The sequence below is a fragment of the Pseudomonas sp. EA_65y_Pfl2_P78 genome, assembly GCF_963970495.1.
GTDB classification, from domain to species: Bacteria; Pseudomonadota; Gammaproteobacteria; order Pseudomonadales; family Pseudomonadaceae; genus Aquipseudomonas; species Aquipseudomonas baetica_A.
In genome coordinates this window covers 1-19,331 of sequence record NZ_CAXAON010000025.1, presented here as the reverse complement: position 1 = coordinate 19,331, position 19,331 = coordinate 1, and the positions used below count along the sequence as shown (strand labels likewise).

5 protein-coding genes are annotated in these 19,331 nt (G+C 58.1%); 2 read left to right on the top strand and 3 right to left on the bottom strand.

Annotated features, from left to right (window positions below; all coding sequences use genetic code 11):
* Window positions 1–3: 3 nt before the first annotated feature.
* The 3 genes from AACY02_RS18465 to AACY02_RS18455 are packed head-to-tail and all read right to left on the bottom strand — an operon-like array spanning window position 4 to window position 5,467.
* A complete protein-coding gene (locus tag AACY02_RS18465; protein WP_339433183.1) occupies window positions 4–588 on the bottom strand; it encodes a glutathione S-transferase in 585 nt (194 codons plus the stop codon).
* Window positions 585–4,226, bottom strand: a complete 3,642-nt coding sequence (locus AACY02_RS18460; protein ID WP_339433182.1) for an AAA family ATPase — start codon at window positions 4,224–4,226, stop codon at window positions 585–587. The genes AACY02_RS18465 and AACY02_RS18460 overlap by 4 nt, the downstream gene beginning before the upstream one ends.
* Window positions 4,223–5,467, bottom strand: coding sequence for an exonuclease SbcCD subunit D C-terminal domain-containing protein (locus AACY02_RS18455; protein WP_339433181.1), 1,245 nt, complete (start codon window positions 5,465–5,467; stop codon window positions 4,223–4,225). The genes AACY02_RS18460 and AACY02_RS18455 overlap by 4 nt, the downstream gene beginning before the upstream one ends.
* Before the next feature lie 351 nt (window positions 5,468–5,818).
* Here AACY02_RS18455 and AACY02_RS18450 point away from each other — a divergent pair, with 351 nt between their 5' ends.
* Together AACY02_RS18450 and AACY02_RS18445 are read left to right on the top strand one after the other, a co-directional pair.
* Entirely contained in the window at window positions 5,819–18,727 is a 12,909-nt protein-coding gene (locus AACY02_RS18450) for a hemagglutinin repeat-containing protein (RefSeq protein WP_339433180.1), read from the top strand.
* 15 nt (window positions 18,728–18,742) lie between these two features.
* The gene (locus AACY02_RS18445) at window positions 18,743–19,156 is read left to right on the top strand and encodes a hypothetical protein (RefSeq protein ID WP_339433179.1); all 414 of its coding nucleotides are present in this window, start codon (window positions 18,743–18,745) and stop codon (window positions 19,154–19,156) included.
* Window positions 19,157–19,331: the final 175 nt, after the last annotated feature.

The following is a 19,331-nucleotide window of genomic DNA, read 5'->3' as shown; positions in this document are numbered from 1 at the left end:
GCTTTATTTCCTCATGATCGAGGTAAAGAGGTCAGATTCGAGAAAGCGCTGCAACCACACTTGCAGCCGCACGTAAGGCGTCTGCGCGAACCACTCGCGATCAACATGGGCGAATTGGCGAACGAATGGAAACAGCGCCACATCCGCCAGGCTTGGATGATCCGCCAGCAAGTAATCACGATCCTTGAGCAACTCATCAAGCGTGTGCAAGAACAGCATCCCTTCAGCCCGATACGCCTCCATCGGCTGTTCGGGATAACGCTCGGCGTACTTGTAGCGATTCAAGTGAACCTTGAATACCTGATCATTGGCTTCGATCAGCTCGGCAATTCTCGAATCACCCTCCAGCCGCCAATCCTGCGGATCATTGTGCGCCAGTGCCCAGCGCATGATCTCCAGGCTTTCATCGATCACCCGGCCATTCGCATCCAGCACCGGCACCGTGCCCTTGGGCGAGAGCACCAGCATCTCGGCCGGTTTGGCCTTGAGGCTGACTTCAACGATCTCCACCGGCACGCCCGAATAGCGCAGGGCCATCCGCGCCCGCATCGCATACGGGCAGCGGCGGAAGGAATAGAGCGTGTTCATTTCACCTCCAGCGTGCTCAAACCGTTCCCTTGGCGCAGTACCTGAATCTGCACCGGGATTCGCTCATGCATTTCCTGTACGTGGGAAATGACTGCGACTTTACGGCCCTGCGCCTGCAAGCCGTCGAGGGCGTCCATCGCCAGTTGCAGGGATTGCGGATCGAGACTGCCGAAGCCTTCGTCGATAAACAGCGATTCGATCTTCAAGGTGCTCGATGCCATTGACGCCAGCCCCAACGCCAGCGCCAACGAAACGAGGAACGTCTCACCGCCGGACAACGAATGTACCGAGCGCAGTTCGTCGCCCATTTCCGTGTCCATCACCAGCAGGCCGAGCATGCTGCCGCCGCGTTTGAGGCGATAGCGTTTGACCAGTTGCCGCAATTGCACGTTGGCGTGGTGCACCAACAGGTCGAGGTTGTACGCCTGAGCGATCTTGCGGAAAGTGTCGCCAGTGGCCGAGCCGATCAACGCACTCAGACGCGCCCAGCGCTGGTATTCGGCATAGGCGTCGGCGATCTGCTGCGCCAAGGCCTGATTGGCGTTCTGTCGGCGCTGGTCTTCGGCCTGTTCGGCACGCAATTCGGCGCATTGCTGCTCGCTGACGTTGAACTGGTTTTGCAGGTCGGCGAGGGCGCTGGCCAATTGTTCGGCATCGAGATGGGCGTTGTGCTGGGCCTGATGATCGAGCAAACGTTGATTGCGCTCCTGCAACAGCACGTTGGCCTGTTCGATGGCTTTTTCATTGATTTGCAAGCGTTGGCGCAGCTCAGAAAGTTGCGCATCGTCGACGCGCAGCAGGTCTTCGAGCCCGCCGTCATCCAGTTCGGGGTGACGGGCGCGCCAGTCGGCAATCTTGCCGGCCAGATCCTGATGTTCACTGTTCAGCGCCTGCAAGCGTTCTTGCTGCGCGTTGAGTTCGGCAGCGGTCTGCACCAGTTGTGTGCGAACGTCCTGCAGTTCCCGGGCCGTGCCGGTTTCGGCGTTGCGCGCCTGCTCCACGGCCTGTTCCAGTTGCTGTTGCCACTGTTCGGCGCTGGGGTGTTCGCCGAGCAATTGCGCGAGTTTTTGCTGGCAGGTTTGTTGCTGCTCGGCCAGCGCAGTGAACTGCTGTTCGGCGGTTTGCAATTGCTGGGCGCGCAGTTGCTGACGATCCTGTTCTTTTTCCAGCGTCTGCTGGCGTTGTTGTTGTTCGCCCAGCTCTTCCTTTTGCTGATCGATTTGCGCCAGGCGTTCGGCAATTCGTCGATCGAGTTGCATGAACGTCGCCGCCGGCTCAAGGCGCAAGGCTTCAAGGGTGTCTGCCGGCAACAAATGGCTGAACGCCGACAACTCTTCGTCAAGGCGCTGACGGTCGCTGCCCAGTTCTCGCTGCTGGTTATTCAGCAACTGTGCGGCCTGCTGATGCGCGGTTTCGGCCTGACGCAACTGCTGAGTCAGGCGCGCGGCGTCCTGTTGCAGGGCGAGCAGGTCGCTTTGACGTTGTTCGTCCTGCGCGATGCTTTGGTTCAACTGCTCGTTTTGCCGGTTGAGCCAGGCGTCGCGTTTGTCGGCGTCTTGGTTCATCAACTGCGCCGCTTGCGGATGAGCGTCGAGGCTCGGCGCGAGGGCATGTTGCTGGTCGGCCAGTTGTTCCTGTTGCTGCAGCAGTTCCTTTTGCTGAGCAATGACCCCGCCGACTTCGGCGCGCAACTCCGTCAGTTTTTCCTTGAGCTGATCGACCACCTGCTGTGCGTTGGCCTGTTCGCTTTCATCGTGTTTGCCGAGGCTTTGCAGCAACGCTTCGGGCTGGTGATACGGATGCTCGTTGCTGCCGCACACCGGGCACGGCTGATCGTCCTGCAACTGCGCGCGCAGCTCTTCGACACTGGCGCTACGGGCCAGACGCTGGCGTTCGAGCAGTTCGCGGGTGACGTTGAGGGTTTGCTCGGCGACAGTCAGTTCAGCTTTGGTCTTGACCCCGTCCTGGGTCAGGCGCTCGCGTTCCTGTTGGGCCTTGAGCTGGCGCTGTTGCAGCTCGGCGCCGCGCTTGTCCAGATCCTGGCGGGTGGCCCAGAGGCGCGACAGGTCTTCAATGGCACGCAGTTGTTTGCGGTTGTCCTGTAACAGATTACCGAGGATACCGATCTGCTCGGCGACGGCATCGGGTTCGGCGCCGGCCTCTTGGAACAGCACTTCCAGTTGCTGCTTCTGCGACGTCAGTTCTTCGGCGCTGCGGCTGGCGGTTTGTTCGAGGCTGGCCAGTTCAGACTGGCCCTTGTTCAAGCGGTTGCCGATCAGCATCAACTGTTGCAGGCGATCGCGGTAGGCATTCCACGCATCACTCAACGGCGCCAGCTCGGCGCTCTGTTCCAGCTCGGCGGCGATTTTCTGCAGGCGTTCAGCGACTTCGGCCTGTTTCGCCTGCAACGCTTGAATGGCGCTCTGGCCTTGTGTGCACGCCTGTTCGGCAGACTGTCGGGCCTCTGCGCTGAGGGCGGTGTCCTTGGCGAGGCGAGCAAGGGTGCTTTGCTCTTCGAAAGCCTGACGCAACAACGGCGCACTTTCGCTGTGTCGCTGCTGCGCTTCGCTCAGGGCGACTTTCGCCGTATCGAGCGATTGTTCCAGTTGCGTCTGGCGTTCGCCGAGTTCGCCTTGTTTCTGGGTGTGCGCGGCAATCTGGTCCGCCAGCGGCGTCAGTTGCGCGTCGAGTTCAGACTTGCGCGCGAACTGGTGACGTTGCGGCGCGAGTTGTTCCAGGCGCGTCAGCTTCAGGCGTTCGCTGGCCAGAGCTTCCCACTGTTGCTGTGCACTCTGCAATTGCTCGGCAGCCGCTTGTTGCTTGTCCTGTAATTGGCGCAGTTCCTTGAGCCAACTGTGCTGCTGCTCCAGTTGCTTGAGTTGCGCTTGCTGCAACTTCAATTGCTGCTGGGCGGCGTTGAAACGCTCATCCAGTTCAGCCCGGGCTTCGGGCGGCAGCGGCGTGACGCCGGTGGCCTGATCCTGCAGCAGCTTGTGCGCTTCGCGGGCCTCTTTGGTCTTGTCGAACGCGCGGCGGCCGAGTCGGGTGTAGAGCGCGGTGTCGGTGAGTTTTTCCAGCAGTTCGCTGCGGTCGTTGTCGTCAGCCTTGAGGAACGCACTGAACTCGCTCTGCGCCAACAGCACGGCGCGGGTGAACTGTTCGAAGTTCAGGCCCAGCGCGGCTTCCAGTTGAGTCTTGTATTCGCCTTTCTGGCTGGCGAGCAGTTGATCCTGATCGATATCGCGCAGGCTTTGCCGACTGGCTTGTAACTTGCCGCCAGCCTTTTCCCGCGCACGATTGGCTTCCCAGCGCGCGCGGTAACGACGGCCATCGACACCGACGAAATCCACCTCGGCGTAACCTTCGCCGGTGCCACGGCGCAGCAGAGTGCGCGGGTCACCGGTGGCAATTTCGCCGTCGGCATCCGGGACTTTGGCGTCACGGCCGGTGTTGTTCAAGCGCGGCACGGCGCCGAACAGCGCCAGGCACAAGGCATCGAGCAGGGTACTTTTGCCGGCGCCGGTCGGCCCGGTGATTGCGAACAGACCGGCACTGGCCAGGGGTTCAGCGGTGAAGTCGATCTCGAAGGGGCCGGCCAGCGAGGCCAGGTTCTTCAAGCGAATGGCGAGAATCTTCATGGCTGCTCGCCCTCCATTTGCACGTCTTGCAGCAGTTCGGCGAAGTCCTTGAGCGTCTGCTCATCCACCTCGTTGCCGTAGTTGTCGAGCCAGGCGCGGCTGAACAATTCCTGCGGGGTAAGTTGATCGAGTTCGATCAGCGCCGTGCCTTCTTCCGCGCCGTCAGCGCCACGGTTGCCGGCGTACTCGGCGGCGATCCGCACCAGGCGCACGGCTTTGCCTTGCAGGGCGCTTTCCACTTGGTGGCGCAGGTCTGGCTGCGGCTCGTCGAGAGTCACGCGGACTTCAAGCCACGGCTGACGCTGGGTTTCGGCGAGCAGATCGATGTTCGGCAGGTCCGCCAGTTGCAGCAGAATCTCTGCCAGCGGCGCCGGGCCGATGCGTTGCAGGTTGACCGCGCGCGGGATCAGTTTCGGCTCGACGCTGACCAGGGTTTCGCCGTCGAGGGTGATGTCGAGAATCTGGTGCTGATAGCCGATCTCCGAGAACGACAACGGAATCGGCGAGCCGCTGTAGCGGATGCGTTCCTCACCGTTGACCTTCTGCGGCTTGTGCAAATGGCCGAGGGCGACATAGCTGATACTCGGCCCGAACAGGCTGGCGGGCAGGGCTTCGGCATTACCGATGATCAGGCTGCGCTCGGAATCTTCCGACACCGAACCGCCGGCCATGTGCGCATGGCTGATTGCGACCAGGGCCTGACCCGGCTTGCGCTTGGCATTGGCGGCTTCGATCAGCCATTCGTGAACCTGGCCGATACCGCGTAGGTAGTTGTCACCCAGATGCGCGCCAGTCACCTCGGCCGGACGCAGGAACGGCAGCGCCAGGCACCACGCGGCGATTTCGCCTTGGGCATTGGGCAGTGGCAGCAGCAGACGTTCGGCATCGAGCTGGCCGTCATCCAGCCACAACACCCGACCCAGCGCATGGGTACGCAAACGCCGCATCAACGGTGCGGGCAGTTCGATCCGCGAGCCGGAGTCGTGGTTGCCGGCGATCATCACGATGGTCAGCAACGGCTGCTGCTCGTGGGCGCTGACGATGAAATCGTAGAGGCGTTCCTGGGCTTTGACCGGCGGATTGACCGTGTCAAAGATGTCCCCGGCAATCAACAGCACATCCGGCTGCGCCAGTTTCAGTTGGCGCAGCAGCCATTCGAGAAAGCACGCATGCTCGAAATCGCGCTCCTGGCCGTGCAGGTTTTGCCCAAGGTGCCAGTCGGAGGTGTGAAACAAACGCAAGGTGGACTCCGCTACAGATAAAGAGGTGATGGCCGCGGGTGAAAGATGGGCGGCTAAAGAGGGGGGAGTTTACAGATTATTGCGGTGGGAGGGCTGGTCGTGCAGCGGGTTGCCTGCTGGGTAAGCGTCCGCTTAACCGGCGCCATTCATCGTAACAGCTTGTCGGCGCATCTATTAATTGACGCCAAAATAGTGGCCATCTAATATCGCGCTGCCAATATGATGGCGCTTGGCCATCAATTCTTCTTTGCACACTATTTACTGTGATCGGCACAGAGGTGTGTGCCTGTTGGAGAGTACTGCGCCTGTTGTCGATCCCGTATTCCTGCCTGCTGTAATGAGACTTCAAACATGGACGTTCGCCAGTACGCCTTTTTTGCTCGCCAGCCTTCTGCTGCCGTAAAAAATCGTGAATCGTTCCTGGGTATGCCCAAGCGCGGTCTGGCGTTTCTGTTGGCCAACGTGATGTTCTGGCAACCGATCTGGGCGCAGGCCGACGGCATCGTTGTGGCTAACCCGAACACCTCGCTGGATCGCGCTGGCAACGGCGTACCGATCATCAACATCGCCACGCCCAACGGCAGCGGGCTGTCGCACAACCAGTTTCACGACTACAACGTCGGCGCGCAGGGGCTGATCCTCAACAACGGATCCACGCAGACTTCCGCCACGCAATTGGGCGGGCACATCATCGGCAATCCGAACCTGAAAAACAGCGGTTCGGCGCAGGCGATTCTCAACGAAGTCATCAGCGGCAACCCGAGCCAGTTGCGTGGCTACACCGAAGTGGCGGGGCAATCGGCGCGAGTGATCGTCGCCAACCCCTACGGCATCACTTGCAACGGCTGCGGTTTTATCAATTCGCCGCGTGTGACGCTGACCACCGGCAAACCGGTGCTCGACAACGGTCGGCTGGATCGCTTTCAGGTCGATCAGGGTTCTGTGGCCATCGAAGGCTCAGGCCTCAATGCTACCAACGTCGACCGGTTCGAAATCATCACCCGTAGCGCCAAGATCAACGCGCAACTTCAGGCACAGAACCTGACCATCGTCGCCGGGCGCAACGACGTCAACGCGCAAACCTTGAATGCCACGGCCCGTGCCGATGATGGCAGCGCCAAGCCGCAGTTGGCGATCGACTCCTCGGCGCTGGGCGGCATGTACGCCGGGGCGATCAAACTGGTCGGCACCGAGGCTGGGGTCGGGGTGAAACTCGACGGCAAACTGATCGCCAGCGGTGGTGATATTCAGCTCGATGCCAATGGTCATCTGAGTCTGGTTGATACCTCGGCGACCGGGGCAGTCAACGTCAAGGCTGCCAGCCTCGATGCTCGCGGACCGGTCTACGCCGGCACCAGCGCGAACGTGCAGACCCAAGGTAACCTGACTAACCGCCAGACCCTCGCCGCACGCGACAGCATCAACCTCAGCGCCGGCGGGCAACTGAGCAACGCCGGTGCCATCGTAGCGGGCGTCAATGCCGATGGCAGCCGCAACGCCAGCGGTGATCTGAGCCTGAGCGCGCAGAACCTCGACAACACCGGCAAAAGCCTGATCGCCAGCCGCAACCTGATGGTCAACACCTCGCAAACCCTGAGCAACCAGGGTGGCACCCTTAGCGGGCAAACCACCGCGATCACTGCCGCAACGCTGGATAACCGCAATGCAGGCAAGGTCCTGAGCAATACCACGCTGATCCTGAATGCCACTCAGGTGCTGAACAACAACGGTGTGATCAACAGCAACGCAAAGATTACGGCGAACGTCGGCCGACTCATCAACAGCAACGGTGAGCTGAGCAGTCAGAGCGACATTGTTCTGACCGTCACGTCGCTGGATAACGTCGCTGGCCTGATGACCGCCGGCCGTTTGCTCGACATCACAGCCCTCGGCGCGATCAACAACAGCACCGGCAGGATCGGCGCAAAGCAGAATCTGACCGTGCGAGCGCAACAACTCGACAACAACCAGCAAGGCCAGTTGACCAGTGAAGGCACGTTGACCACCCGCGTCAGTGATCGCTTGAATAACCAGAACAAGGGCCTGATCCAGGCCAACGGCGCGATGGACGTGCAGGCCACGCGTCTGGATAACCGCACCGGGAAAATTTCCAGCCTCAATACCCTGGCCGTCAGCAGCAACAACACCGACAACCGCGGCGGTACGATTCGTGCCGATCAGGCGGCGAAGTTGTTGATCAACGAACTGGACAACCGCAATGGTGGCCTGCTGACGTCGACGGGACTGATGAGCCTCAAAGCCAAGGAAGTGACCAACGATAGCGGACGGATTTCCGCCAAGGGTGATATCGACGCCAACATCGAGACCCTCAATCAACAACACGGCGAACTGGTCGCCGAAGGCAATCTGAAACTCACCGGTAAAACGCTTAATAGTCGTCAGGACAGCCTCGTTGGCTCGCTCAAAACCCTGACGGTCAACGTCGATCAGATCGATAACCGCGCCAGCACACTGTCCAGCCAGTTGGACCTGACCATCAACGGCGCACGCCTGGACAACAGAGACGGCGGCAAGGTGCTGTCTGACACGACCCTGGGCCTGAAAGTCGCGCGGATCATCAACGCCACCAACGGCCTGATCTTCAGCAAGGGCGCGAGCACCCTCAGCGGTATCGGCCTGAGCAACGTCGGCGGGCGCATCGTCAGCCAGAACACGCTGGGCCTGACCTTCGACGAGGCCATGGGCAACCAGCAAGGCCTGATCAGCAGTGAAGGGCAGATGACCCTCAATGGCGGCAGCCTCGACAATCGTCTGGGCAAGTTGTCGAGCATCGAGGCAATGGCGCTCACCACCAAAGGCGCTGTATTGAGTCAGGGTGGCCTGATCGCCTCGCAAAAAGGTCTAACGTTCACCAGCGCCAGCCTCGACAACAGTGACAACGGCGTAATCAGCGCCAAGGTAGATTCGACGCTGACCACCGGCGAGTTCATCAACCGTCAGGGCGGCAGTCTGGCCACCGACGGCACGCTGTTGCTCACCGCCGCTCACCTGGACAACTCGGGCGGGACCATCGGCAGTCAAGAGAAACTGGACGTCTCGGTCACCTCGCTGGAGCAGGACGGCGGCGAGTTGTTCAGCAACGCCGACCTGACCCTGGACATGCACAACGGTCTGCTCAACAACCAGCGCGGCAACATTCATGCGCCGGGTCAGTTGCTGTTCAAGAACCTCAATGAGGTGAACAACAATGCAGGCGAAATGTCCGGCGCCAAGGCCTGGAGCCTCAATGCTCAAAGCCTGAACAACGACGGCGGCAAACTGCTGAGCAACGAAAAGCTCACGCTGATTGTTGACCGTGCCCTGAGCAACATTAAAGGCGTGATCGCCTCAGCGGGCATCGAAGCGCGCAGCGCCAGCCTGGACAATACCCATGGCGAAATCCGTGGTCGCGGCGACGTTGACTTCAGCGTCACCGGTCTGTTCGATAATCAGGACGGCGTGGTCATTGCCGACAACGGCCTGACGCTCAAAGCGGCGTCTCTGGATAATCGTCAGGAAGGTCTGGTGGGCGCGACAAAAGCGCTGAACCTCACCGTCGACCGCGTCGACAACCGCAGCGGCGAACTGTCGAGCAAGGCTGATGTGAGCCTCATCGGCGCCTGGCTCGACAACAGCGACAGCGGCTACATGCTCGCCGGCGGCAATCTGGCGCTGACTGTTAATGAAGTCATCAACCGCAACAAGGGGCTGCTGTCCGGTGACAGCGGCCTGACCCTGACGGGCAAGACCCTGGAAAACAGCGGACGTCTGACCGGCCAGAAAGATCTCGCAATCAACCTCTCTGCGGACCTGAACAACGTGCAGGGCAGTGTCGTCAGCGAAGGGGCTCTGGCGATCAACGCCGATAGCCTCAACAACAATGGCGGCACCGTCTCCAGCGCCAAAGCGCTCACCGTCGATACTCGCGGCGCCATTCGCAACCGCGGCGGCAAACTGCTCACTGACTCCGATCTGACGATCAACAGCAGTGCGCTGGATAACCAGCAACAAGGCACGATCAGCAGTAAAACAAAACTGACCCTCACCACCGGTGACCTCAACAACAGTCAGGCAACGATCTACGCCGGCGACCAACTGCAAGTGACAGCCGGGCAGGTGACCAATACCAACGGCAGCATCGGTGCGGGCAACGCACTGATTGCCAATGTTCGTGGCCTCGATCAACAGGGCGGCAAGCTGTTCAGCAGTAATGCTGATGTCAGCGTCGATCTGAACGGCGGCGTTTTGAACAACCAAGGCGGCGTCATCATTGCGCCGGGTCAGTTGCTGTTGAAGAATCTGGCTGACGTGAACAACCGTGGCGGCGAGATTTCCAGCGAGCAGGCTTTCGAGCTGCTCGCCAAGTCGCTGGATAACAGCGGCGGACAACTGCTGAGCAATCAGAAACTCACCCTGCAGATCGACAACGCGCTGACCTCGATCAAAGGCAAGATCGCTGCCGCGGCGCTGCAGATTCGCGCGGCGAGTCTGGACAACAGTGGCGAAGGTGTTTTGCTCAGTGACAGCGATATCGACGTTAAGGTCGATGGCCTGCTGAACAACCAGAACAAGGGCAGCATCAAGGCCGCGCAACAGCTGAACCTCAACAGCACCGGCCTGAATAATCAGGGCGGCACGCTGGTGGGTGTTGCGGGCGTCGCGATCGATCTGGGCGCCACCGCACAGGATCTGAATAACCAGGGCGGCCTGATCAGCAGCAAGGGTTTACTGAGCATTGCCCACCTGCGTGACCTGAATAACCAGAACGGCGAGATTTCCAGCGTCAACAGCTTCAGTCTGAAAGGCAGCAGCCTGGACAACCGTGGCGGCAACCTGATCAGCAACGATCAACTGACCATTACTGCGGCGGATCTGAAAAACCAGAGCGGTCTGCTCTCCGGCTGGAATGGCGTGAGCATCACTGGCGGCAATCTCGACAACAGTCAGCAAGGCAGTGTTTCCAGCCTGCTCGGCAACACCAGCATCGACCTCAGTGGTGCGCTGACCAACCACAGCAACGGTGGCGTAGGCGCGAAGGGCGAAGTGAGCATCAAGGCCGCGAGCCTCGATAACAGCAACGGCACCGTCAGCAGTGGCGGCAAGCAGACGCTGACCCTGACCGGCGGCGCGCTCAGCAATGCTTCCGGCGGCTTGATCGAGAGCGGTGACACGCTGGACGTCCGCGCTGCAACGCTAGACAACAGCGGCGGCAGAATCACCGCGAAAAAAGCCCTGACCTTCACCGGCACACAACTGAACAACAGCCATGGCAGCCTCGTTGGCGATGACAGCGTCAGCCTCGATCTGCTTGGTGCCCTGACCAACGTCAATGGTGCGCTTGGTAGCAACGGCCCACTGCTGATTAAACGCTCCGCCAGCGTCGACAACCGCGGCGGACAATTGATCAGCCGAACCCTGCTGAGCCTGCTCACCAGCGGTGATCTGAACAACAGCCAAAGCGGCACCGTGTCGGCCAAAGACCAACTGGATCTCACCGCTGGCGGCACGCTGTACAACAATACCGATGGCCTGATCTCCAGCCGCGATGCCGGGGTGAACCTCACCGCTGCCGCGCTGAATAACGGCAAAGGTGCCGTGCAAAGCATGACTGCACTGACCGTGAATGCGGGCAGCGGCGCCATCGACAACCAGGGCGGCAAGATCATCGCCCAGAACGGCGATCTGACCCTCACCGCCGCCAGCCTCGAAAGCCGTGGCGGTGTGCTGTCGAGCCTCAAGGGTTTGCTGCAGACCCGCCTGACCGGCGTGTTGCGCAACGGCCAGGGCGGCAAGATCGAAGGCAGCCGCCTCGACCTGCGCGCACTCGGTGGTATCTACAGCGACGGCGGGCGTATCGCCGCCAACAGCGGCAACATTCTGCTGAATGCCGGCGGCAATGCACTTGATAACAGCGGCGGCGGGGTCTATGCCAAAGGCTTGGTGAAAGTCGACGCCGGTTCGATGAACAACAACGCCGGACAGGTCAGCGGCAGCGCCATCGAGTTGGGCGTTAACGGCAACCTTACAAACCGTAGCGGCCTGATCGAAAGCGCAAGCACTCTGGGGATTCGCGCCGCTAATCTCGATAACCAGGGCGGCAAACTGCGCGCGCTGGGCGCAGGCGGCAAAACCGATTTCCAGATCGGCAGCCAGTTCGATAACCGCAACGGTCTGGTGGAAACCGCCAACACCGATTTCACCCTCGCCGCACCAAGCTTCCTCAATGCCGGCGGTACGGTGACGCATGTCGGCCTAGGTGAGTTCGGCATCTCGACGGCCAACGTCATGAACGCCGGCGGCTCACTGGTGACCCGTGGCGGCTTGACGCTTAACGCCGACAGTTGGACCAACAACAGCGTGATTCAGGCCGGGCACCTGACGGTCAACGTCGGTAATTTCGTCCAGACCGCGAGCGGGCAATTGCTCGCTTCGAATCAGTTGCTGGCGCGCGGCGGTAACTGGACAAACGATGGTTTGATCGCCAGTGATGGCAGCATGGACTTCCAGATCGGTGGCGCATACGGCGGCAATGGCCGAGTGAGCAGCCTGGGTGACATGCAACTGGATGCTTCCACCCTCAACATTGGCAGCGCCGGGAGTATCGCGGCTGGCGGCAACACGGCCGTTGGCGCGCGGGGTGGTTTGGCGGTCGTGAGCAATTATGGCCGGCTTACTGCGGCCAATAACCTCGCTATGAATGCAGGTACTGTTAATAACTACGGCACGCTTGCCGGTGGAGCGTCGTTGACACTGACTGCTGCTTCGCTGCTGAACGATCAGGGTGGGTTTTTGTTCAGTGGGGCGGATATGAAGTTGCGAGTAGGTGGTTTTACTAATCGCAAGTCTGATGTTTATAGCTTGGGTAATATTGATGTTGCGCTCAATGAACTAGGTGAGCGATCGGGGTTGGTTGAAAATGATTCCGGAAGCATAGAGAGTGGGCGGGATTTCTCCATAAATGCGGATTCGATTATTAATAAGCGTGGGGGGTTTAAGACCGATGCTGAGTTGTACTCTTCGGCGATAGGGTTTGGGTGCTATAGCTGTGATTCGCTTCCTACTTATGTCAACGACCGGCAGCCCGCCTCGTATTACGTATATGAAAAGAAGTATCGAGTGTCGGTCTCGGGAGATAGCGCTTCAAATGCTGCTTCGTTGAGCTCATCTGGGAACTTGACTGTTAAAGGCGGCTCGTTTCTAAACTCAAATTCAACAGTTGCTGCAGCGGGTAATATAGATATTTCTGTGAGCGGTTTTGAAAATTCGGGCTCTGCTTTAGGTGATTATGTTAGTAGGGAGTATTTTTCATACGATAGACCTACTTATAGCAATATGGCTGAGCTTGTAAAATACAATATATACAATGATGTCGCTTATAATGGAGGTATGCATTTTTGGAATGCTTCAGGCGTCGAGTCGACTACCTATACACAAGTAGGTCGGGATGGTGCTAAGCCCTTTGAAACCGAATATTATCAACGGTTCGGTCCTGTAGTAATAAAACTTGGCATGCTGACGGAAAGGGTCCGTACAGAAATAAAGTTTACAGACTCTCAATATTCGACCGGCACTCGGATGGAGTTGCCTGGTTTCATAAAAGGCTCTACCCCGTTCGATCAAATAGTTGTCTCATCTACCTCGTCTGACAACTTGGTGCCCGCGATCATCCAGGCCGGCGGCAACATATCCATTTCGGCAACAAATAAAATCACCAACGGCGTGGAGCGCCCATTCTCCACAGGCCTATCAACAACGCCGCGAAGTGCCTCGACTAGCGCTAGCGGAGTGGGAAAACCTGTAATTATCAGCCTTAACAGCCAGTTACCACCCGACCTGGCCCAACAACAGGTCAACCCGCTGACATTACCCGGCTTCAGTCTGCCGGTGGGTGACAACGGCATGTTCCGACTCAGCGGAAAAGGTGGTAGCGAACAAGTCACTGCGCCAGCCCCGACATGGACCGTCGGCTCCATTTCCGGCACCACCGCCCAACGTTCGGACGGCATGCCGGTCCGTCAGGCGGCCGACTTCCAGTTCGACGCCAATGACCCGGTCTCGGTGAAAAAGCGCGATCTGGCGCTTGCCAGTGGCGCATCGGTGAACCTCAACGACAAAACCGCCCAATTCAACGTCGGCACCACTGCCACTGACGGGCCAGTCGGCGTGCAACTGCCCAATCGTGGCAACGTTTCTTTCAATGTGCCTCGAGTACAGGGCCTGCCCGATACCAGCGTGCGCTCCAACCCGCACAAATACCTGATCGAAACCAACCCGGTACTCACTGACCTCAAGAAGTTCGAGAGCTCGGATTACCTGCTGCAAAAACTCGGCTACGACCCGGACAACAGCGCCAAGCGCCTGGGCGACGGCTTCTTCGAACAACGGATGATCCAGCAGGCGGTCGTAGAGCGCACCGGCCAACGCTTCATCGACGGTCAAACCTCCGACCAGGCGATGTTCAAGTACCTGATGAACAACGCCATCGCCAGCAAGGATCAGCTCAACCTCTCGATGGGCGTCACCCTGACCGCGCAACAAGTGGCGGCGTTGACCCACGACATCGTCTGGCTCGAAGAGCACGAAGTGAACGGCGAAAAAGTGCTGGTGCCCGTGCTGTATCTGGCGCAGGCGAATAATCGTTTGGCGCCAAACGGGGCGTTGATTCAGGGCGGTGATGTCACTCTGATCGCCGGCGGCAACCTCGATAACGCCGGCACGCTGCGAGCCTCCAATAACCTTTCGGCCGAGGCTGGCAATAACCTCACCAACACCGGACTGATCGAAGCCGGTGAACGCCTGACGCTCAAGGCCGGCAACGACATCATCAACAAGTCCGGCGGCATCATCTCGGGCAAGGATGTCAGCCTGACCGCTACCAACGGCAGCGTGATCAACCAGCGCGACGTGACCGGCTTCGACCTGGCCGGTCGCGGCAACCTGTTGCACCGCGACTACCTGGACAACGCTGCACGGATCGAAGCGGCCAATGATCTGACGATGAACGCCGGGCGGGACATCAACAACATCGGCGGCGTGCTGCAAAGCGGTCGGGACATGACGCTTGATGCTGGTCGCGATGTGAATATCACCTCGGTTCAGAATCGCAGCACCGATGCTCGTGGCGGTAGTTACCTCAATCAGACTATTACGCAGCACGGCGCTGAAGTGACGTCCGGGCGGGATTTGACGATCACTGCTGATCGTGACGTAACAGCCATTGCCAGCCGTCTGGATGCCAAGCTCGACATGGCTTTGACGGCGGGTAACAACATACTTCTGACGTCGGCTGCCAACGAAAGTGATTTTGTGTCTCGCAGCAAAAAGCGGGCGCAGGAGACTCACAATATTACCCAGCAATCCACCGTACTGAACTCAGGGCGAGATATTGCCATTCATGCGGGCAACGATTTGGGGATCATCGCCAGCCGGATCAAGGCCGATGAGAACATCAGTCTGAATGCAGAACAGGATATCCTTGTCGCTTCGGCCAAGGACGAAAGTTCTTCTTATTACTACAAGAAGAAAAAAGGATCGTTCGGACGCAGTAAAACCACGCAAAGCCAAAGCTACGACAGTACCAATGTCGCTTCAGTCATCGACGCAGGCGATGACCTGACCGTCAACACCCATAAAGATGAAGACGGCAGCGTCAATCTTGATGGTGGGCGAAATGTCACCATCATTGGCAGTCAGATGAATGCAGGGAATGATTTGGTGTTGGGCGCCAATAATGACGTTTCCGTGCTCTCTGCCACTGAAGAAACCGGCTCATATACCAAGAAAACCAAAACCGGCCTGTTTGGCATGTCGTCCAAGGGCAGCAGTCACCTTGCCACCAGCGTTACTCAGGTCGGTAGTGAACTCAACGCCAAGAACGACGCCGTTATCATCGGTGGCCGCGATATCAACTTGAATGCCAGCGTGATCAACGCGGACAACAATGCGGAGTTGCATGCGGGCCTTTTGGACAAGACCGGGGACATCAATCTCTCCGCTGCCGATAACGAAGCCTACAGTCGGGCCGAGGAGTTCAAGAAAAAGCTGGGCCTTTCACTCAAGGACACCGTCGGCTTGTTTGCAGGCACCCCGGGAGCGGGCGCTGACATCACCGCAAATGCATCACATAAAGGCGGACGTGAAGTTGTCAGTTCCACCAGTGTCGGTAGTGAAATCAATGCTGGTCATGACGCCATTCTGAAAGCTACCCGGGACATCAACATTATCGGTAGCGGCATCAATGCCGGTCACGATGCCAACATTGATGCCGGTCGTGATGTAAACGTGGTCGCCAGTATTGATGAGCAACGCAGCAGTAGTTGGGAAACCAACAAGAGCTATGGCATCAAACAAACCATCGACAGCAATGCCTTCAGCACCTTTGTCGGCAATGAAACAATCAAAAATGGAGTCAACAGTAGCGGGCATACCGCTGCTGGTAGCTCCATTTCTGCCGGGCAGAACCTGAATGTCGCTGCCGGTCGGGACTTCAATCTTCAAGGTTCAGACATGGAGTCGGGCATTGACTTGAAGGTTAACGCCAAGCGGGACATCAACATTGATGCCGCTGAACAAGCGAGCGTGATTACCACCTGGGACAGCGTCAAGCGCAACGGCACTACGACCACGATGGCCTACAACATCGGCAATACGCTCAACACTCTCCAGGGAACTGGCAAGGGCGAAGATGGGGTCAGCAAAGGTTCGAGTGTGCTGAAGTCAGTCGATACCCTCGGCCAGTTTTTTGCCGGTGCGACGTTCGATGGCCATGAAGGTGCTTCGAGCATCGGTCAGACCCATACGCAGACATCAATCAGCAATCGTCCTTCCACGCTTTCGGCGGGCAATGACATCAGTCTGGACGCTGAAAACAACGTGAGCGTTCACGGTAGCCAGTTGGACTCCGGACGCAACATCAACATCACCGGGAAAAACATCGTCCTTGATGTCGCTCACGGAGCGCAAAGCAGTGACGGCAATCACACTCAAAGCAAAGGAGGCCTCAAGGGGGGCACCACGGGTGGATTCAAGCTCGGAGTCGGCGTCAGTAACGCTGCAAGTCAGGGCGAGTCGTCCCAAGGCAACTCCGTCGCGACCGCGCTCAATGCCGGTGGCAGCATCAATCTGGACGCCAAAAACGATCTGACGCTGGTTGGCACCCATGCTATTGCCGAGCGTGACATCAAGCTCAAGGCGGGTAATGACCTGAATATCCTGTCGGCGCAAAATGCGTCGAGCAGTGAAGACAGTCGTCGTAGCTGGGGGGCTGAGGGGGGAGTCATCGCCGGCAACGACGGATTTGGCTTCTATGGGTCGGTCAACGCCGGTCTGGGCGACCTTAAGCGTGAAGGTGTCCAGCAACAAGAGGCGTATCTCTACGCAGGCAACAGTCTGAACTTCGAAAGCGGTCGCGATACCAAGATTGCCGGAGCGACTCTGCGCGGCGATGAAGTGATTGGTGACGTGGGTCGCAATCTAACGGTGACATCTGTACCCGACACCGGCAAGGTCGAGGGCAAGGAGATGGATGCCAGCCTGACGCTGGCGTTCAGTGTGGGCATGACCGCGAGTGGATCACTGGGCTATGGCCAGACGACTGGCAAGACCAACTGGGTCGAAAACCAGACCGTTATCAGTGGCAAAAGCAAAGTCGATATCCGTACCGAAGATCACACGCAACTGGACGGTGCGCTGATCTCTGCCGACAACGGCAACCTGAAACTGGATACCGACACGCTTGGCTATCGAAACATCACTGGCAAAGACAATGAACATGGTTATTACCTGAACGTCAGCGGCAGTTATGGTGGCAGCGCAAACTCCCAGGCTGACAAACCCAACAAGGGCATGGAGGGTCCGGATAAAAACAGCTGGGCAGTGGAGGGTTACAACTACACCAAGAATCGCGAGCAGACACTCAACGCTACGGTTGGCGCAGGTGAGATTGTTGTCCGCCACGATAAAGCGACCGGTCAGGACTCCACGGCGGGACTTAATCGTGATGTAAGCAAAGCTTATGAAGTGACTCGCGATGACGAGCACCGAACGGATCTCTACGCGAGCAGTACCTCCGTAGGCGCGGTCATGAATCCGGTGAAGACTTATAACGCGTGGAAGGAGAGCGTCGAAAACTACGGTGACAACAGCATTGAGTCGCTGAACAAACTGTTGGACCTGGTGCTTGCTACAAACGCGTTTGCACTGGGTGAAGGTGTAGGCAAGGCGAATAACATTCTTGCCGATCGGGCCGTTACTCGCGCGATCGTAAAACTCTTGCGCAATGAAACAACGCGAAAGAAAACGATCAATATCGCCTTCATTAACATGACGAACGGCAACGTTACGCCAGAAACTCAAGCGTTGGCTGACAAAATTGCTCAAATTGCAGCGACCAATCCGGGCCTGGCGCTGAGCATGATGTTGGGACTCATGCGCTTGCAGCCCAATACGCCTGGCCAAACAAACTTTTTACCTTTGGCAGTGGCTGGAGGAGCGCTGGTTGCCCTGAGCGCTGCGCTGCTGACGGCGGCAAACTCACCACAGAATCAGGACGCTATGCGCGACGCAGTCAATGCCTTTATTGAGTCGACCAAGGACTCAGGGCTGCAGATGCAAGAGCGCCTGAAGGTGGCTGCCGAGTTGTGGCTGACCATTGTCGGTACGGCTTTCCCGATAGAACTGCTGGATCCTAAGTTCGGAACGCTGACCAACCCGATTATAGAAACTGACGTTCTTCATCCCGTAAGCGCAGGTGGCAGCACTATCGAGCCCCCGTCACCGAGCAGTACAGGCGGGAGCACGATTGAAAATGGAGAAGGGTGGAGCACGGTTTCTCCGGTGGTAGACCCTCTGTCGCCGGGCAATATGTACAACAGTCCGGTTGATTATCCGCATATCATTGGTGCGGATTATGATAAGAATGGCAATCCTACCGGTGCACATACCTTATTGAACGGGGATGTAAGAATTGTGCCTGGCACGCAGACGCCGGCTGATCCGTCCGGTGTATACGAGGCAACGGTGCAGGTGCGTGATCCAAATAACCCTAATCGATGGCTCACCAAAACATCGAATAATGGTGTGAACTCGATGTTCCCGGCTTCTTGGGACAAGGCTCGAATAGTTGCAGAGGTTGATGCCGCATGGAACAGTCCTGCAAAAGTTGTTAACGGAACTGCTTGGCGGTCAACAACGCCTTCAGGTGTAAGTGTTCGCGGCTATACCACTCCGAGGACAACGGTTTTTCCTGTTTATAGACCATAAATATCGGATGCATTCATGGAACTGAGGTTTTTTCATCAATCGGCCGGTCCTCACCCTGTTTTGGGCGAGGTCTTTTATGACATGGCGCAAGTGAGCCCGGGGCAGGAGGGGGCTCAACGCTATGAGCTTTATGTTTGCAGCACGCTGGAGGCCGTTGCTCAAACCCCGGCAAGTTGTGATCGGCTGCTTCGGTATCTGGCGTCGGTATTGGATGGCACAGAGCAATCAATTTGTGCGGGTGGAAACGACGTTGTTTTGAATATCGATACAACTGGTGTGCAGGTTGACATATCAATCAACGACGACTGGATCGGTCAGCCAGAAAGCAAATTCACCTTGCAGGAATGGCAAAAAATTCTCGAGGGTTGGAAATACCTTTTGGAGTTACCAAAGGGTTCTGATGAGATTGTGCTTGTCAAACTGCCGTAGAGAATGTTGGATACTACAGAGTATGGGTAAATGGGACAGACCCTGATAGATCCCCACAAATCTACTCCAGGCTCTGCGCCTGATGATGCACCTCATCGCGCAGAGCTTTCTCCAATTTTTCCCAGTCTCCGCTGCCTCCGAACTCTATGCACCTACGCCAGTATTCCAGGCCAAG

Excerpts from the sequence above, each read along its gene's own strand:
- AACY02_RS18465 (WP_339433183.1), bottom strand. The coding sequence starts at position 588 with ATGAACACGCTCTATTCCTTCCGCCGCTGCCCGTATGCGATGCGGGCG.
- AACY02_RS18460 (WP_339433182.1), bottom strand. The coding sequence starts at position 4,226 with ATGAAGATTCTCGCCATTCGCTTGAAGAACCTGGCCTCGCTGGCCGGC.
- AACY02_RS18445 (WP_339433179.1), top strand. The coding sequence starts at position 18,743 with ATGGAACTGAGGTTTTTTCATCAATCGGCCGGTCCTCACCCTGTTTTG.
- AACY02_RS18450 (WP_339433180.1), top strand. The coding sequence starts at position 5,819 with ATGGACGTTCGCCAGTACGCCTTTTTTGCTCGCCAGCCTTCTGCTGCC.